Annotated in this window: 20 protein-coding genes; 12 read left to right on the forward strand and 8 right to left on the reverse strand. The window is 65.6% G+C overall.

Going from position 1 to position 14,705, the window contains the following annotated elements:
* Nucleotides 1-137 precede the first annotated feature (137 nt).
* Complete coding sequence (locus tag VN047_RS14265) at nucleotides 138-425, reverse strand: 4a-hydroxytetrahydrobiopterin dehydratase (protein WP_325543748.1); 288 nt, start codon at nucleotides 423-425, stop codon at nucleotides 138-140.
* Between the two features lie 51 nt (nucleotides 426-476).
* On the opposite strand from VN047_RS14265, the gene VN047_RS14270 reads away from it, so the two are divergent.
* The 4 genes from VN047_RS14270 to VN047_RS14285 are packed head-to-tail and all read left to right on the forward strand — an operon-like array spanning nucleotide 477 to nucleotide 2,570.
* Complete coding sequence (locus VN047_RS14270; RefSeq protein WP_325543750.1) at nucleotides 477-905, forward strand: metallopeptidase family protein; 429 nt, start codon at nucleotides 477-479, stop codon at nucleotides 903-905.
* A gap of 23 nt (nucleotides 906-928) precedes the next feature.
* Nucleotides 929-1,513 carry a heme ABC exporter ATP-binding protein CcmA gene (gene ccmA, locus VN047_RS14275; RefSeq protein ID WP_325543784.1) on the forward strand — a complete coding sequence of 195 codons (585 nt, stop codon included), beginning with the start codon at nucleotides 929-931 and terminating at the stop codon, nucleotides 1,511-1,513.
* On the forward strand, nucleotides 1,510-2,157 hold the full coding sequence (locus tag VN047_RS14280; protein WP_325543751.1) for a heme exporter protein CcmB: 648 nt from the start codon (nucleotides 1,510-1,512) through the stop codon (nucleotides 2,155-2,157). The genes ccmA and VN047_RS14280 overlap by 4 nt, the downstream gene beginning before the upstream one ends.
* A complete protein-coding gene (locus VN047_RS14285; protein ID WP_349255348.1) occupies nucleotides 2,157-2,570 on the forward strand; it encodes a VOC family protein in 414 nt (137 codons plus the stop codon). Before VN047_RS14280 ends, VN047_RS14285 begins: the two co-directional genes overlap by 1 nt.
* 98 nt (nucleotides 2,571-2,668) lie before the next feature.
* Here the strand turns inward: VN047_RS14285 and VN047_RS14290 are convergent, their stop codons facing one another.
* On the reverse strand, nucleotides 2,669-3,964 hold the full coding sequence (locus VN047_RS14290; protein WP_325543755.1) for an MFS transporter: 1,296 nt from the start codon (nucleotides 3,962-3,964) through the stop codon (nucleotides 2,669-2,671).
* A gap of 144 nt (nucleotides 3,965-4,108) precedes the next feature.
* Between VN047_RS14290 and pgsA the strand changes: the two genes are divergently transcribed.
* Genes pgsA through VN047_RS14305 form a run of 3 tightly spaced genes read left to right on the forward strand, consistent with a single transcriptional unit; the run spans nucleotide 4,109 to nucleotide 5,386 of the window.
* Nucleotides 4,109-4,681 carry a CDP-diacylglycerol--glycerol-3-phosphate 3-phosphatidyltransferase gene (gene pgsA / locus VN047_RS14295; RefSeq protein WP_325543758.1) on the forward strand — a complete coding sequence of 191 codons (573 nt, stop codon included), beginning with the start codon at nucleotides 4,109-4,111 and terminating at the stop codon, nucleotides 4,679-4,681.
* A 10-nt stretch (nucleotides 4,682-4,691) separates the two neighbouring features.
* A complete protein-coding gene (moaD, locus tag VN047_RS14300) occupies nucleotides 4,692-4,949 on the forward strand; it encodes a molybdopterin converting factor subunit 1 (protein ID WP_325543760.1) in 258 nt (85 codons plus the stop codon).
* Entirely contained in the window at nucleotides 4,946-5,386 is a 441-nt protein-coding gene (locus VN047_RS14305; protein WP_325543762.1) for a molybdenum cofactor biosynthesis protein MoaE, read from the forward strand. The genes moaD and VN047_RS14305 overlap by 4 nt, the downstream gene beginning before the upstream one ends.
* A gap of 16 nt (nucleotides 5,387-5,402) precedes the next feature.
* Here VN047_RS14305 and VN047_RS14310 read toward each other — a convergent pair whose 3' ends face one another.
* Entirely contained in the window at nucleotides 5,403-6,308 is a 906-nt protein-coding gene (locus tag VN047_RS14310) for a hydrogen peroxide-inducible genes activator (RefSeq protein ID WP_325543764.1), read from the reverse strand.
* 135 nt (nucleotides 6,309-6,443) lie between these two features.
* On the opposite strand from VN047_RS14310, the gene VN047_RS14315 reads away from it, so the two are divergent.
* Nucleotides 6,444-6,911, forward strand: coding sequence for a hypothetical protein (locus tag VN047_RS14315; RefSeq protein ID WP_325543766.1), 468 nt, complete (start codon nucleotides 6,444-6,446; stop codon nucleotides 6,909-6,911).
* 168 nt (nucleotides 6,912-7,079) lie between these two features.
* Here VN047_RS14315 and trmFO read toward each other — a convergent pair whose 3' ends face one another.
* Nucleotides 7,080-8,426, reverse strand: a complete 1,347-nt coding sequence (gene trmFO / locus VN047_RS14320) for a methylenetetrahydrofolate--tRNA-(uracil(54)-C(5))-methyltransferase (FADH(2)-oxidizing) TrmFO (RefSeq protein ID WP_325543768.1) — start codon at nucleotides 8,424-8,426, stop codon at nucleotides 7,080-7,082.
* A gap of 138 nt (nucleotides 8,427-8,564) precedes the next feature.
* Here trmFO and VN047_RS14325 point away from each other — a divergent pair, with 138 nt between their 5' ends.
* Nucleotides 8,565-9,230: a lysoplasmalogenase gene (locus tag VN047_RS14325; RefSeq protein WP_325543770.1), complete on the forward strand. Its 666-nt coding sequence runs from the start codon at nucleotides 8,565-8,567 to the stop codon at nucleotides 9,228-9,230.
* On the opposite strand, the gene VN047_RS14330 is transcribed toward VN047_RS14325, so the two are convergent.
* Entirely contained in the window at nucleotides 9,231-9,692 is a 462-nt protein-coding gene (locus tag VN047_RS14330) for a host attachment family protein (RefSeq protein ID WP_325543772.1), read from the reverse strand.
* Nucleotides 9,693-10,135: 443 nt separating this feature from the next.
* On the opposite strand from VN047_RS14330, the gene VN047_RS14335 reads away from it, so the two are divergent.
* A complete protein-coding gene (locus tag VN047_RS14335; protein WP_325543774.1) occupies nucleotides 10,136-11,533 on the forward strand; it encodes an amino acid permease in 1,398 nt (465 codons plus the stop codon).
* 7 nt (nucleotides 11,534-11,540) lie between these two features.
* On the opposite strand, the gene VN047_RS14340 is transcribed toward VN047_RS14335, so the two are convergent.
* The gene (locus tag VN047_RS14340) at nucleotides 11,541-11,861 is read right to left on the reverse strand and encodes a DUF2218 domain-containing protein (protein WP_325543776.1); all 321 of its coding nucleotides are present in this window, start codon (nucleotides 11,859-11,861) and stop codon (nucleotides 11,541-11,543) included.
* Nucleotides 11,861-12,436, reverse strand: coding sequence for a PadR family transcriptional regulator (locus VN047_RS14345; protein ID WP_414712710.1), 576 nt, complete (start codon nucleotides 12,434-12,436; stop codon nucleotides 11,861-11,863). Before VN047_RS14345 ends, VN047_RS14340 begins: the two co-directional genes overlap by 1 nt.
* Nucleotides 12,437-12,885: 449 nt before the next feature.
* Between VN047_RS14345 and rplJ the strand changes: the two genes are divergently transcribed.
* Together rplJ and rplL are read left to right on the forward strand one after the other, a co-directional pair.
* Entirely contained in the window at nucleotides 12,886-13,401 is a 516-nt protein-coding gene (gene rplJ, locus VN047_RS14350; RefSeq protein WP_325543778.1) for a 50S ribosomal protein L10, read from the forward strand.
* A 56-nt stretch (nucleotides 13,402-13,457) separates the two neighbouring features.
* Nucleotides 13,458-13,829 carry a 50S ribosomal protein L7/L12 gene (rplL, locus tag VN047_RS14355; RefSeq protein WP_325543780.1) on the forward strand — a complete coding sequence of 124 codons (372 nt, stop codon included), beginning with the start codon at nucleotides 13,458-13,460 and terminating at the stop codon, nucleotides 13,827-13,829.
* Between the two features lie 102 nt (nucleotides 13,830-13,931).
* Here rplL and VN047_RS14360 read toward each other — a convergent pair.
* Nucleotides 13,932-14,705, reverse strand: a 774-nt coding sequence (locus tag VN047_RS14360; RefSeq protein ID WP_325543782.1) for a hypothetical protein, incomplete at its 5' end; no start/stop codon positions are given.

Below are 14,705 nucleotides of genomic sequence, written 5' to 3' on the forward strand. Positions count from 1 at the left end.
CCTAAACGGGGTGGTTTCCTGACTCGTCGCTCCCGCGAAGGCGGGGGCCGCAATCGGCCTTGCGCTATGCTTCCGGCGGCCCCCGCCTTCGCGGGGGGCGACGGCTAATATCGGTCGTCAGCTGCCCTCCCGATCGGTCAGACCAGCGCTTCGATCGCCTCGGCCAGTTTCGCGTCGCGTTCCGACAATCCGTCGGCGTCGTGCGTGGTCAGCAATATATCGACGCGGTTATAGACGTTCGACCATTCGGGGTGATGATCCATCTTTTCGGCAAGGATCGCGACGCTGGCCATGAAGCCGAACGCCTGCGCGAAATCGTCGAACCTGAACTGCCGCGTGATCGCGTCGCGTACCGGTTCGTGCGCCCATTCGGGAAAGCGGGCGAGGAGCGCGCCGCGCTCCGTATCGTCGAGTTTCCGAACCATTTTCTTTCTCCCGCTGGTCAATATCGTGTCGTCGCCATAAGGAAGGGCGCCATGAGCGACAAGAGTGCCCGCCCCGATTTACCCGCCGGATGGACCGGCGGCGCCCCCGACGCCGACGCGCTGTTCGCGATGGCCGAGGCCGCGCTGGAAACCATGCCCGCGGTTTTCGCGCCGCATATTGAGGGCGTCGTGATCGGAATCGAGGAATTTGCCGACGACGAGGTGCTCGCCTCGCTCGATATCGAACATCCCTATGATTTGACGGGCCTGTACGAAGGCCGTCCGCTGACCGAGCGGAGTATCGACCAGAGCGGCGGCATGCCCGACCGGGTGACGCTGTATCGCGTCCCGATCCTCGTCGAATGGATCGAGACCGGCGAGCGGCTCGATACGCTGGTGCGACATGTCCTGATCCACGAGATCGGGCATCATTTCGGCTTCTCCGACGACGATATGCACGCGCTCGAGGATATGGCGTGAGCGCGCCTCTGCGCGCGGGGGTCGTGACCGGGCTGCTGCGGCTCGACAATGTGGCGTGCATCCGCGGCGACCGCCTGTTGTTCGAGGGTCTGTCGCTGACGATGAGCCGTGGCGACGCACTGTGGCTGCGTGGTCCCAATGGCGCGGGCAAGTCGAGCCTGATCCGCCTCGCCGCCGGGCTGCTGCGCCCGGCGGCCGGGACGATCGAACGCCGCGAGCGGATTGCGCTGATCGACGAAGCGGCCGCGCTCGACGCCGAGTTGCCCTTGCGCCGCGCGCTCGATTTCTGGGCGCGGGTCGATACGGTCGATGGCCATGCGGTCGATCGTGCGATGGCGGAAATGGCGCTGGCGCCCCTCGCCGAGGTGCCGGTGACGATGCTGTCGACCGGGCAGCGCAAGCGTGCGGCGATGGTGCGGGTGATCGCGAGCGGCGCACCGATCTGGCTGCTCGACGAGCCTGCGAACGGCATGGACGACGCGGCGCAGGCGCGGCTGGTGGCGGCGATCGCAAGGCATCGCGGCAACGGCGGATGCGTCCTGCTGGCCTCGCATTTCGCGCTGGACATTCCTGATCTGGCCGAACGCGATATGGGGGCGCTCGCTTGACTGCGCTGATCGCCCTCTTCTGGCGCGATCTGCGTCGCGCATGGGGCAGCGGGGCGCTGTGGCTGCCGGTGCTGTTTTTCCTGCTCGTCGCGACTGCCTTTCCCTTTGCCGTCGGACCCGATGCGCCGCTGCTCCGCCGCGCGGGCGGCGGGATGGTGTGGGTTGCGGCCCTGCTCGCCGCACTGCTGCCGATCGACCGGCTGGTGCGCCCTGACAAGGACGCCGGGGTCCTCGACCAGCTTGCGGTGCGCGGCTTCGCCGACGAGGTGATCGCGGCTGTGAAGATCGGCGCGCATGCCATTGGTTTTGGACTGCCTTTGCTGATCGCGCTGGTTCCGGCAGCGACGTTGCTTGCGCAGGATGGCGAACGGGTCGAACTGCTCACGACAGGGATTGCGATCGCAATCCCGGCGCTGGCCTCGCTTGCGGTGCTGAGCGCCGCACTGACCGCAAACCTCAAAGGGGGAAGCGCGATCGGAGGGCTGCTCATTCTGCCGCTCGCGGTGCCGCTGCTGATCTTCGGTGCGGGGATGCTCGACCCGTCGGGGCGCGGCGCGGTCAAGCTGCTTGCGGCGTCGAGCCTGTTGTTGACCATGGTCGGGCCGTTCGCCGCGGGCGCCGCGCTGCGCGGGCTTCGCGAATGATGCGGCAGTCGCTCGCGCATGTCGCGCTCGTCGTGCGCGACTATGACGAGGCGATCGACTTCTATGTCGGGACGTTGGGCTTCACGCTCGTTGCCGACGACTATCAGCCGGCGCAGGACAAGCGCTGGGTGCTCGTCGCGCCTCCCGGCAACCCGCCGGGCGGCGCCACGATCCTGCTCGCGCGTGCGGCCAATGAGAGCCAGGCCGGGTTCATCGGCGACCAGTCAGGCGGCCGCGTTTTCCTCTTCCTCCAGACCGATGATTTCGCACGGGACTATCAGCGTCTGCTGGACAAGGGCGTGCGGATCGAGCGCGAGCCGGCGGAGGCCGACTATGGCACCGTCGCGGTGTTCCTCGACCTTTATGGCAACAAGTGGGATTTGATCGAATTCCGACGGCGGGATGACCGGTAGCGACTGAACATGACATTTCTTGTCATGTCACCCTTGGTCAAGCCCGCGATGACGAACGTTGGGGGAAGCAATGGCAGCCTCCACCCCAAGCCGCCCACTCAATCGCAGGCGCGATGCAGCTTCACCGCGAGCCAGGCCGAGATCAGGCACATCGCGGCGCTCATCAGCAGCTGGTCGACCGTGCCGACACCGGCGAAACCAAGGCCCATCGCAAGCAGCGATCCCGCGACCATCGCGCCCGAATTGACGATATTGTTCGCGGCGACCGTGCGCGCGGTCTGGTCCTTGGGGACGGTGGTGGTGAGGAAGGCGTACAGCGGCACGACGAACATCCCGCCGCTGATCGCGATGCCGAGCAGGCTGAGCAGCAACGGGACGACGCTGGTGTGGCCGAGGAAACCGCCGATGTCGTAGAGCGTGCCCGCCGGTTCGGCGCCCCAGTTGCGGCAAACCCAATAAAAGGCGACGACGAACAGCGCCATGACGATCACGCTGGCGGGGCTGTAGCGCGCCGAAACCTTGCCCTTCAGCAGCCGGTTTACTGCGACCGATCCGATCGCGATCCCGACCGAGAAGACCGCGAGAAACAGGCTGGCGACGCTCTTGTCGGCGTGGAGGATGTTCTTTGCCAGCGGCGGGAACTGGATGAACAGCACCGCGCCGATCGTCCAGAAAAAGCTGATAGAGAGGATCGCGAGATAGAGACGCGGGATGTGCATCGTGCCGCGGACGAGCGCGACCGACGAGCGGATGATGTGCCAGTCGATCCCCGTTTCTTCATGCTCGGGCGGGGCAGGCGGGACCTTGCGTCCGGTCCAGTAACCGATCGCGGCGACGACGACGACCCCGAGCGCCGCCCATTCGACGTCGATGACGCCGGCCAGGATCGTCCCGGCAAGGATGGCGATATAGGTTCCCGCCTCGACCAGTCCCGTGCCGGCGAGCACTTCGTCGCTTTCGAGGTGCTGCGGCAGGATCGCATATTTGATCGGGCCGAAAAAGGTCGAGTGGATGCCCATGGCGAACAGCGCGAGCATCATGAGCGGAATCGCGATCAGGTGGACGGCGAAACCCATCCACGCGAGGACGAGGCCGGTTCCGCCGACGAGCATGATGAGGATTTCGCAGAATTTGACGATGCGGATGATCCGCGCCTTGTCGCGCGTGTCGGCGAGCTGGCCGGCGAGCGCCGACAGGAGGAAGAAGGGCAGGATGAAAAGGCCCGTCGCGACCGCGCTGAACAGCGTTTCCTGCTCTTCGCTGTTGAATACGCCGTAGACGACGAACAGCACCATCGCATTCTTGAACAGATTGTCGTTGAAGGCGCCGAGGAGCTGGGTGACGAAAAGGGGAAGGAACCGGCGTTGATTCAGCAGCGCAAAGGAACCGGTCATTGAAAATCCATCTTGTATCCCGACATGTCGGCAACGCGCCCCACATGACAGCCCCGGGGGCAATTTGGTTGTCGCCCGGGGGGCTTATCGGTTAGGGCATTCAGGGTCAAAGCCCATTTTGGAACGGATACGCCGACAGGGATCATGCTCAGCCTTCCGAACATTCTGACATTGTCGCGCATCCTGGCGGTGCCCATCCTGCTTTTCCTGCTGTGGCCGGGAGTGGTGGAGGGATCGCACCAGCCGAAACCGATCGACTATGCGCTCGCCTTCGGCCTTTACTGCCTGATGGGCATTACCGACTATTTTGACGGCTATGTCGCACGCTCGCGCGGGATCGTGTCGCGGCTCGGCGCCTTCCTCGATCCGATCGCCGACAAGATCATGATCGCCGCGGTGATCCTGCTGCTCGTCTTCACCCGCGACATCAGCGGCTACCACGTGATCGCGGCGCTGATGATCCTGCTGCGCGAGATCATCGTGTCGGGCCTGCGCGAATTCCTCGCGACCTTGCAGGTGTCGATGCCGGTGACCCAGCTCGCCAAGTGGAAGACGACCTTCCAGCTCGTCGCGTTCGGCGCGCTGATTCTGGCGGGCGCGCTGCCGGCGATGGTCTGGATCAAGACCGTCGGGCTGATTTCGCTTTGGGGCGCGGCGGTGCTGACGCTGATCACCGGCTGGGATTATCTGCGCGTCGGCCTGAAACATATGGATTGAGCCGGACCCGATGGCGCTGAACATCGCCTATTTCGCCTGGGTGCGCGAGCGGATGGGAATTCCCGGCGAAACGGTCGAGTTGCCCGCGAGCGTAACCGACGTCGGCGCGCTCGTCGCATGGCTGGCCGCCCGCGACGAGCGGGGAGGCCGGACCTTTGCCGAGGCGCACCGCATCCGCGCCGCGGTCGACGGTGTGATGACAAGGCCCGGCGCACCTCTCGCGGGCGCACGCGAAGTCGCGCTGTTCCCGCCGGTCACCGGCGGATGATCCGCGCCCTCGTCCGGTCCGAAATCATCGACGTCGCGGCCGAGCTTCGCCTGCACGATGCAGGCGGATATGGCGCGAGCGCGAGCTTTGTCGGGCGGGTGCGCGGCGGGGACGGGCTGACCGAACTCTACCTCGATCATCATCCCGCGATGACGGGTGCGGGGCTGGTCGATCTGGCGAATAAGGCGGTGGACCGCTGGCAGCTTTCGGCATTGACGCTGATCCATCGTGTCGGGGCGATGGTGCCCGGCGAGACGATCGTCCTCGTGCTCGCGAGCAGCCCGCACCGCGCCGAGGCGCTGGCGGCGTGCGAGTTTCTGATCGACCGGCTGAAAACCGATGTGATGCTGTGGAAGCGCGAAACCTTCGCCGACGGGCGGGTGCAATGGGTCGAGCGGCGTGCGGGCGACCATGCCCGTGCGGAGCGATGGGACTAGCGATCTCGTCAGGACGCTAATTCACCTGATGCTTGCGGAAGATGTCGGCGAGCAGGCGGAATTCGTCGGCGCGCGGGCTGCCCTTGCGCCACACGAGCGCGATCGTTCGCCAGTCATGTTCCGAATCGAGCGGGCGCGTGTCGATGTCGGTGTGATCGAGGATGCCGGCCTCGATCGCCATTTGCGGCAGCATCGTGATGCCGAGGCCATTGTCGACCATCTGCACCAGCGTGTGCAGCGACGTTCCCATCATCCGCGCCCCGGCGCGCAGTTCGGGGCGGTTGCAGGCGGCGAGGACATGATCCTTCAGGCAATGCCCGTCCTCGAGCATCAGCATTTGCGCGGGGTCGAGCTGGTCGGCGCTGACCATCGCGGGCAGGTCTTCGGACTGGTCGCCGGGGAAGGCGACGAACAGCGCATCGTCGAACAGCGGCTCGCTCTCCACATCGCCGCAGGCATAGGGAAGCGCGAGCAGCACGCAGTCGACGGTGCCGTGGTGGAGCGATTCGCATGCCTGCGCGCTCGGCTCTTCGCGCAGGAACAGCTTCAGCGAAGGGCGTTCCTTGCGAAGCCGCGGGAGGAGGCCAGGAAGCAGAAAGGGCGCGATCGTCGGGATCACGCTCATCCGCAGTTCGCCGACCAGCGGTGCCGCGGCCGCCGCAGCCATGTCGGCGAGTTCTTCGGCTTCGCGCAGGACGCGGTGCGCCTTTTCGACGATTGCGTTGCCGAGAACGGTAAAACGCACGACGCGGCGGGTGCGTTCGACCAGCGTCTGGCCAAGCAAGGTTTCGAGCTCGCGAATCCCCGCTGACAGCGTCGATTGCGTGACGTTGCAGGCATCGGCGGCGCGGCCGAAATGGCCCTGTTCGTGCAGCGCGACGAGATATTGCATCTGTTTCAGCGAGGGGAGGTAGTTGTGCATTGATCGAATGTAGCAATCATTTGCGTAATTTCGAGAGGGTTTCTCGATTGAATTTCGTCGCCATAATGGTGGTGTTTGTTGTCGCCTCGCGCCGCATCGTGATAGCTGGTCCCATCAATCGGCGCGGAGGGGCGTATGGCAGTTTCCCGTTTTCTGATCGGCGGTGTGGCGAGCGCGCTGCTGCTCACCGGCGGCCTTTTCATGTGGAAAGGCTATACGCAGATCGCCGAGGAAGAGGTGCTTCCCGATCCGCCGCCCGCCTTGCCGGCGATTCCCGTCGCGGCGGCGAATGCCCCCACGCGGGGGCCCGCGCCGCCAGCCTTGCCCGCCGCGAAAGAGGCATCGCGCGAGGAGCGGCGCTTCAATCGGTTCGATCGCGACCGCAACGACCGGATCAGCCGGGTCGAACTGATGTCATCGCGCACCGCGGCGTTCCGCAAGCTCGACAAGGACGGCAATAACCTGCTGACCTTCGAGGAATGGGCGGCCGCGACGGGGCAGCGGTTCGCGGGCGCGGATGCAGACAAGTCGGGGGATCTGACACGCGCGGAGTTCGCGACGACCGCGCCGAAACAGGCAGCGAAGCCGAAGTGCAGCTGTTGATAGCGAGGGCAAATCCGATCCTCCCTGTCGCGCAGCGATGGGGAGGTGGCAGCGCGCAGCGCTGACGGAGGGGCAATAACGCGACGTTGCAGCCCCTCCACCATCCGCTTCGCGGACGGTCCCCCTCCCCATGGCTTCGCCACAGGGAGGATCGGCGACGGTTACACGTTACACCGTGACGCCTTCGGTCTGCTTCATCCACTCCGCCAGCCTCGAACCCGCGCGCTGCGTGTAACCGAGCTTGCGGTCCTTCTTGCGGACATCCTCGGCGAGCGGCGGGAAGAGGCCGAAATTGACGTTCATCGGCTGGTAGGACGACGCATCGGCGCCGCCGGTGATGTGCCCGAGCAGCGCGCCGAGCGCGGTTTCGGGCGGGGGCGGCGGCAGGGTGCGACCGCCGAGTTCGGCGGCGGCGAAGCGCGCAGCGATGAGCCCGATCGCGGCGCTTTCGACATAGCCCTCGCAGCCGGTGATCTGCCCCGCAAAGCGGATATGCGGTGCCGATTTAAGCCGGAGCTGCTGGTCGAGCAGTTCGGGCGAGCGGATAAAGCTGTTGCGGTGGAGACCGCCAAGGCGCGCGAACTCCGCCTTTTCGAGCCCCGGAATGGTACGGAACAGCTCGACCTGCGCCGCGTGCTTCAGCTTCGTCTGGAATCCGACCATGTTCCACAGCGTGCCGAGCGCATTGTCCTGGCGGAGCTGGACGACCGCATAGGGCCAGCGCCCGGTGCGCGGATTGTCGAGGCCGACGCCCTTCATCGGGCCGAAGCGAAGCGTTTCGGGGCCGCGCTCGGCCATCACCTCGATCGGCATGCAGCCCTCGAAATAGGGGGTGTCCTTTTCCCAGTCCTTGAACTCGGTCTTGTCGCCGTCGACGAGTCCCTGGACGAAGGCGTGATACTGGTCCTTGTCCATCGGGCAGTTGATATAGTCCTTGCCGTCGCCGATCGGCCCGACCTTGTCCCAGCGGCTCGCCATCCACGCGACGTCCATGTCGATGCTGTCGCGGTAGACGATCGGCGCGATGGCGTCGAAGAAGGCGAGCGCGTCCTTGCCGGTTGCGGTGCCGATGCTCGACGCGAGGCCGGCGGCGGTGAGCGGACCGGTCGCCACGATCGTGAGGCCTTCGGAAGGCAGCGTATCGACACGTTCGCGAACGATCGTGACGTTCGGATGGTTTTCGAGCGCGTTGGTGACACCGCCCGAGAAGAGGTCGCGGTCGACCGCGAGCGCCGATCCTGCGGGCACTTTCGTCGCATCGGCCTCGCGCATGATGATCGAGCCCAGCGCGCGCATTTCGCGGTGGAGCAGGCCGACCGCGTTGCTGTCGCCATCATCGCTGCGAAAGCTGTTCGAGCACACCATTTCGGCGAGGGTGTCGCCCTGATGCGCCGGGGTCATGTCGCCGCCTCCGCGCATTTCGGAGAGGCGGACGCGAAAACCGGCTTCGGCGAGCTGCCATGCTGCCTCGGAGCCCGCGAGACCGCCGCCGATTATGTGAATGTCGTAACCCATATTCTATCCGTGACTTGATCCTGTGCGCCGCGCACGCCTGTTTGGGGTTGCGCTGCCTTCGCCGCGCGGCTTGTTTGGGCTTGCGCTGCCTTCGCCGCGCACTAGGCCGGTTGGCGACAAGATGCAAAGGGGTGAGGAATGAGCGGGGAACAGGGTTGGGATCGCGCGCGCTGGCTGTGGCTTGCGGCACTGGTCGGCGGGATCAGCTTTTTTGCGGCGGTCTATCTGCGGCTCGATGGCCCGGCGATCTGGGCGTGGAAGACGACAGGCGTGGCCTTTCTGGCCCTGTGGGCAGCGGCGAATGCCCGCGAGAGAAATGGCTGGCTGATCGCTGCAGTGCTCGGCTTCGGGGCGCTTGGCGACTGGCTGCTCGACGCGAAAGGGCTCGTCACCGGCGCCGCTGCATTTGCTGTCGGGCACCTGATCGCGATCACGCTGTATCTCCTCAATCGTCGCGGGCAGCTGACGCCGTCGCAGCGTCTGCTCGGCTGGCTGACGATGCCGGCCACACTCGCGATCGTATGGGGGATGCTGAGCCCCGCGCCGGGCTGGTGGCACGCCGCCGTCTATTCGCTGTTTGTCGCGGCGATGGCGGCCGCGGCTTGGACGAGCCGTTTTCCGCGCTATCGCACCGGCATCGGCGCGATGCTGTTCCTTGCGAGCGACCTGTTCATCTTTGCGGGCGAAGGCGCCGTCCTGTCGAAGGATGTCACGCTATGGCTCGTATGGCCGCTCTATTTCGCGGGACAGGCGCTGATCGCATGGGGCGTGGTGAGCACGCTGGCAAAGGAAGCGCGCCGCTGATCAGGACGGGGGCGCCGCCTCGCCGACGAGCAAGGCTTCGATGTCCGGAACCGGGCGATCGGTCATTTCCTTCACATGCTCGCCGACAAGGCGCGCGCTTGTTTCCTTGTGCCACAGCGGGCGAAGCTCACCCATCGTGCGCGCCGGCGCGATGACGACGAGCGCGTCGAACGTTCCCGCCAGCGCCATCGCATTGATCTTTTCGGCCAGATCGCGCGCGAAACGGTCTTCTTCCTGCTGGTGGAAATCGGGCTCGCCCATCGTCCCGCCGGGAAGCCCGCTGCCGGCGGGGGCGGGTGACTGGCCCGCCGCGTCGGTCTTGATGTCGCTGTCCTTGCGGTCGTCGCGTTCGCGGTGCGCGGCCGTGCGCAGGTCGATCTGCTGCTCGTCACCCTGATTGCGCAGAAACAGCGCCTTGCGGCCGTCGGCGACGAGGACGAGTGTATTGTGGGGGAGGGTCATGAACTTTGCTCCTTCTTTCGGGAGCAACGCATGGGGGGCGCTTGAAGTTTCGGCGCCGCCGCAGCGACGGCGGGTTTCGGCAGGGTAATGTCGACCGGAAGGGGGCGTTCGCTCCTCCCTGTGCCGCAGGCATGGGGAGGTGGCAGCGCGAAGCGCTGACGGAGGGGCCCGTAACGCGACGTCGCGGCCCCTCCACCACGCCCTGCGGGCGCGGCCCCCCTCCCCATCGCTGTGCGAAAAGGGAGGATTGTTTCTTTTTCGTCACCCCGGACTTGATCCGGGGTCCATGATTTCAGCGCCGCGGTGGATCCCGGATCAAGTCCGGGATGACGAATGGCGGCTCCCCACCCCGTAACGACCCTTCGCATTGATCTCGTTCGCGCGACTTGCGTTGCCGACCGGCGCGCGTACAAGCGGCCGAAAGCACAAGGGGAGCCCACCGCATGACTGACAGCCTGTTTCGCCGCAAGCCGATCGTACCCGAACGGCCGGAAGGGCAGGCGTTGGCGCGAACGCTCAGTTGGCCGCATCTGATTGCCCTCGGCGTCGGGGCGATCGTCGGCACCGGCATTCTCACGCTGATCGGCGTCGGTGCCGACAAGGCGGGGCCTGCGGTGATTCTTTCGTTCGGCATCGCCGGTCTCATCTGTGCCTGTGCGGCGCTCGCCTATGCCGAAATGGCGACGATGATCCCGGCATCGGGCAGCGCCTACACCTACAGCTATGTGGTGATCGGCGAGCTTCTCGCGTGGATCGTCGGGTGGAGCCTGATTCTCGAATATTCGCTCGTCGTCAGCGCGGTCGCGGTCGGCTGGTCGGGTTATGCCGCGCCGCTGCTCCAGGCGTGGGCGGGCATGCCGATGGCGCTGATGCAGGGCCCCGAACTCGGCGGTATCGTCAACCTCCCCGCGATCGCGATCATCGCGGTCGTCGCCGGCCTGCTGCTCGTCGGTACGCGCGAAAGCGCGACGCTCAACGCGGTTCTTGTGCTGGTCAAGATTGTCGCGCTTGTCGTCTTCGTCGCGGTCGCGCTTCCCGCTTTCGACGCTGCCAATCTCGAACCGTTCAGCCCCTATGGCTTTCCCAAGCATATCGGCCCCGACGGGGTCGAGCGCGGCGTGATGGCCGCCGCGGCGATCATCTTTTTCGCCTTTTACGGCTTCGATGCGATCGCGACCGCTGCCGAAGAGGCAAAGAACCCCGACCGCGACCTCAAGATCGGGATCGTCGGGTCGATGTTCGCGTGCGTTCTCATCTATATCGCCGTTGCGGTCGCCGCGGTGGGCGCGATCGCCTACACGCGTTTCGCCAACAGCCCCGAACCGCTCGCGCTGATCCTGCGCGAACTCGGCAGCCCGCTCGCGGCGCAATATCTCGCCATTTCGGCGATCATCGCGCTGCCGACGGTCATCCTCGCCTTCTTCTACGGGCAGAGCCGCATCTTCTTCACGATGGCGCGCGACGGGCTGCTTCCCGCGAGCCTCGCGAGGCTGTCGTCGCGCGGGACGCCGGTGCGGATCACCATCTTCACCGCCATCGTCGTCGCGGTGCTCGCGGGCTTCATTCCCTTGGGCGAACTCGCCGCGCTCGCCAACGCGGGGACGCTCGCCGCCTTCACCGCGGTGTCAATATGCATGCTGATCATGCGCCGCCGCGCGCCCGACGCGCCGCGCACCTTCCGCGCGCCGCTGCCGTGGGTGGTCGGCGGCATCGCGGTGCTCGGCTGCATCTACCTGTTCTTCAGCCTCCCGGCGCAGACCCAGCTCTGGTTCCTTGTGTGGAATGCCGGCGGGCTCGGCGTTTATTTCCTCTACGCCCGCCGGAATGCCGTGATTGGCTGAGCGGGCCTTAACCCTCGCGCCAGTCGAACGTCAGCGGCGCCTCGCGAAAGGCGAAGCGGTCGAGGTGGCGGACGACGACGTCCTTCATGACCGCGAGATGCTCGTCGTTGCTTGCGTCGATGCGGACCGACAAGGTGTCGGGTTCCGCATCGAAGGTGACCAGCGCATCGTCCGGCCAGTCGGCACCGCGCGCATCCCGGGGGAAGGCGACGGTGCCGTGGTCGGGGGTGAATTCGACGGCCAGATTATGCTGCCAGTGCTTGCACAGCTGCTGCAGATATTTGCTCGCGTGCGCCGTGGGTACACCGGTGATCGTGCTCGCTCCCATTACAGCCGCTCGATCTTCTGCGCGGCTTCGTCGATCAGCGCCACGATGTCGTGCAGCGTCGTCCCGTCGAGGTCGCGGTCGCCCAGCCGGTTCATCAGCACGGCCTTCAGATTGCCCATCGCCCGGCGGACCGACGCGCTGTCGGTGCGCTGGCGCTCGGCCCCGACTTCGGTCAGGCGGGCGATCAGGCGGTCGACAACTTCGGCATTGGCTTCCAGTTCGGCCCGGCCGGCATCGGTGATCGCGAACAGCTTCTTCGCGCCTTCGCTCTCGGCGGCTTCGATCTGTCCCATGTCGTCGAGCAGGGTGAGCGTGGGGTAGATGACGCCCGGGCTCGGCGCATAGGCGCCGCCGGTCAGGTCCTCGATCTGGCGGATCAGGTCATATCCGTGGCGCGGTTCGTCGGCGACCAGCTTCAAAAGGACGAGCCTGAGTTCGCCGCTGTCGAACATCCGCCGGCGGCGCCCGCGTCCGTCATCCTCGTCGCGGAACCGGCCGCCAAAGCCGCCGCCGCCAAATCCGTGACCGAAACCGCGTCCACCGTGGCGCATCGCCTGGCGCATCGCGCGGTGCATGGCATGATGCGTGCCGCATCCATGCCGGTTCATTCCATGTCGCATCTCAAACTCCTTCATGCGATTCGATGCGTCTAAGATATATCTTGAAACAAACTTTGCAAGTGGCGCTGCGCGGCACCTTCGCCAACTTCCGCGACGCGCCTTGACTCCTGCGCGTTTTCGGCTATTCGCCGCCCCGTGTTGTCCCGCTTCCGGAGCGATCCGGTCTTGGGACAATTCCGTCCGAGACAGTTGGTGAAGGGGATTTGCCCTTCTTAATTTCCAACCGAGACGGGGAACAGTCTTACTTCGGTCGCCCGCTTGCATGGCAAGTGACGCGGCTTGACCGACCCCATCGGACATCGTTGCGTAAAGGACAGGCGGGATTCGTCCCTTCTGACTTTGCGTGTGTTAGCCGCCCGGCGGTGCGTTTCGGCGTGCATCCGGGCATGAGTGGAGAAACAGGCATGGATCGTGCTGAAAAGGCCGAAGCCGTATCCTCGCTGAATGCTACGCTGTCGAATGCCGCCTCGGTTGTGATTGTTCGCAACCTGGGCCTTACCGTCGCTCAGTCGACGGTGCTTCGCGAGCAGATGCGGACCGCGGGTGCAAGCTTCAGGGTCACGAAGAACCGCCTGGCCAAGATCGCGCTCGATGGCACGTCCTACACCGGTATCGGCGAACTGCTGACCGGTCCCACCGCAATCGCCAGCTCGACCGATCCGGTCGCGGCCGCAAAGATCGCGGTGGAATTTGCCAAGACCAACGACAAGCTTGAAATCGTCGGTGGCGGCATGGGGGATGTGGTCCTCGACGTGGAAGGCGTGAAGGCGCTTGCATCGCTGCCGTCGCTTGACGAACTGCGTGGCAAGCTTGTCGGTCTGCTCCAGGCTCCGGCCACCAAGGTTGCCCAGATTGCGGCAGCCCCGGCTGGTCAGCTGGCGCGGGTCTTTGGTGCTTATGGCGCCAAGGAAGCGGCATAAACTTTTACCTACCGTAACAATTCACCGGGCTTTCCCGGTTCTGATGGAGAATGAAAATGGCTGATCTCGCAAAGATCGTTGAAGACCTGTCGGCGCTGACCGTTCTGGAAGCTGCTGAACTTTCGAAGTTGCTCGAAGAAAAGTGGGGCGTTTCGGCTGCCGCTGCTGTTGCTGCCGCTCCCGCCGCTGCCGCTGCCGGCCCGGCTGCTGAAGAGCAGACCGAATTCGACGTCATCCTGACCGGTGACGGCGGCAACAAGATCAACGTGATCAAGGAAGTCCGTGCGATCACCGGCCTGGGTCTGGGCGAAGCCAAGGCGCTCGTCGAAAGCGCGCCCAAGGCCGTCAAGGAAGGCGTGAACAAGGCTGAAGCCGAAGAGTTGAAGGCCAAGCTGCTCGCCGCTGGCGCGACCGTCGAACTGAAGTAATTCGGTTCGGGTCCGGCGGGTTCGCCCGCCGCGCTCCGATGAACAGGGAAAAGGGCGGTGCCATAAGGCGCCGCCCTTTTTTCATGCCTGCCGTTCGGCCGATCAGTTGCGGGCAAAGCCGGGACGAAGGCCTGGACGACCGGGCCCCGTTTCGGGACGGCGGACTTCCTGCTGTTCCTGCGCTGCAGGGGCAGGGCGCTGGGAGACCTCCCAAGCGCTGACCGGCTTGCGGGTCATGTCTTTCTGCCCTGCGAGCGTTTCGTCATAGGCCGTGCGTTCCTGTCGATCGAGGAAGCGCGCGCGCTTCAGTCGCTTGGCCAATGTCGCAAAAGGATTATCGGGGGTCGGGCCGGTCAGCGCCATCGCTTCGTGCCGCCCCATGCTGCCGCTCGGGGCCGCAGCAAAGGCGGGCGTTGTCCGCTCGCGCGCCGTATAGGCCGGGGTAATCCAAGGTTTTGCATCAGTGCTTGCCGGCTCTGCGATCGCCGCACGCGGCGTCGTCACGGCAGGGGCCACGATTGCGGGCTCGGTCGTCGCGACCGGTTCCCAGCTTTCGTCGGAAAGCTCGCCTTTGTTGCGACGGCGGCGTGCGAAGGCAAGGCCGGCTCCACCGACGATCAGCAGTGCGGCTGCGCCGCCGACGATCTCCCAAGGAAATTCGCCGCCTGCGGTCTTGGCTTTTTCTACGGGCAGGGGCGCAACATCCGCAACCGGCTCAGCGGGCGCCGTTACGGGCGCTGCGACCGGCGCGATTTCCTTGGCCGGCGCTGTTTCAGCAGCTGTAGTGACGGAAGCAGCAGACACCGGTGCGGCGGTCGCGGCGACCGGCCGGGCACGCTGTGCCGTGCGTTCGGTGGGCGCCGGAGCGGGCGTGGC

Source organism: Sphingopyxis sp. (assembly GCF_035565275.1).
Lineage (GTDB): Bacteria > Pseudomonadota > Alphaproteobacteria > Sphingomonadales > Sphingomonadaceae > Sphingopyxis.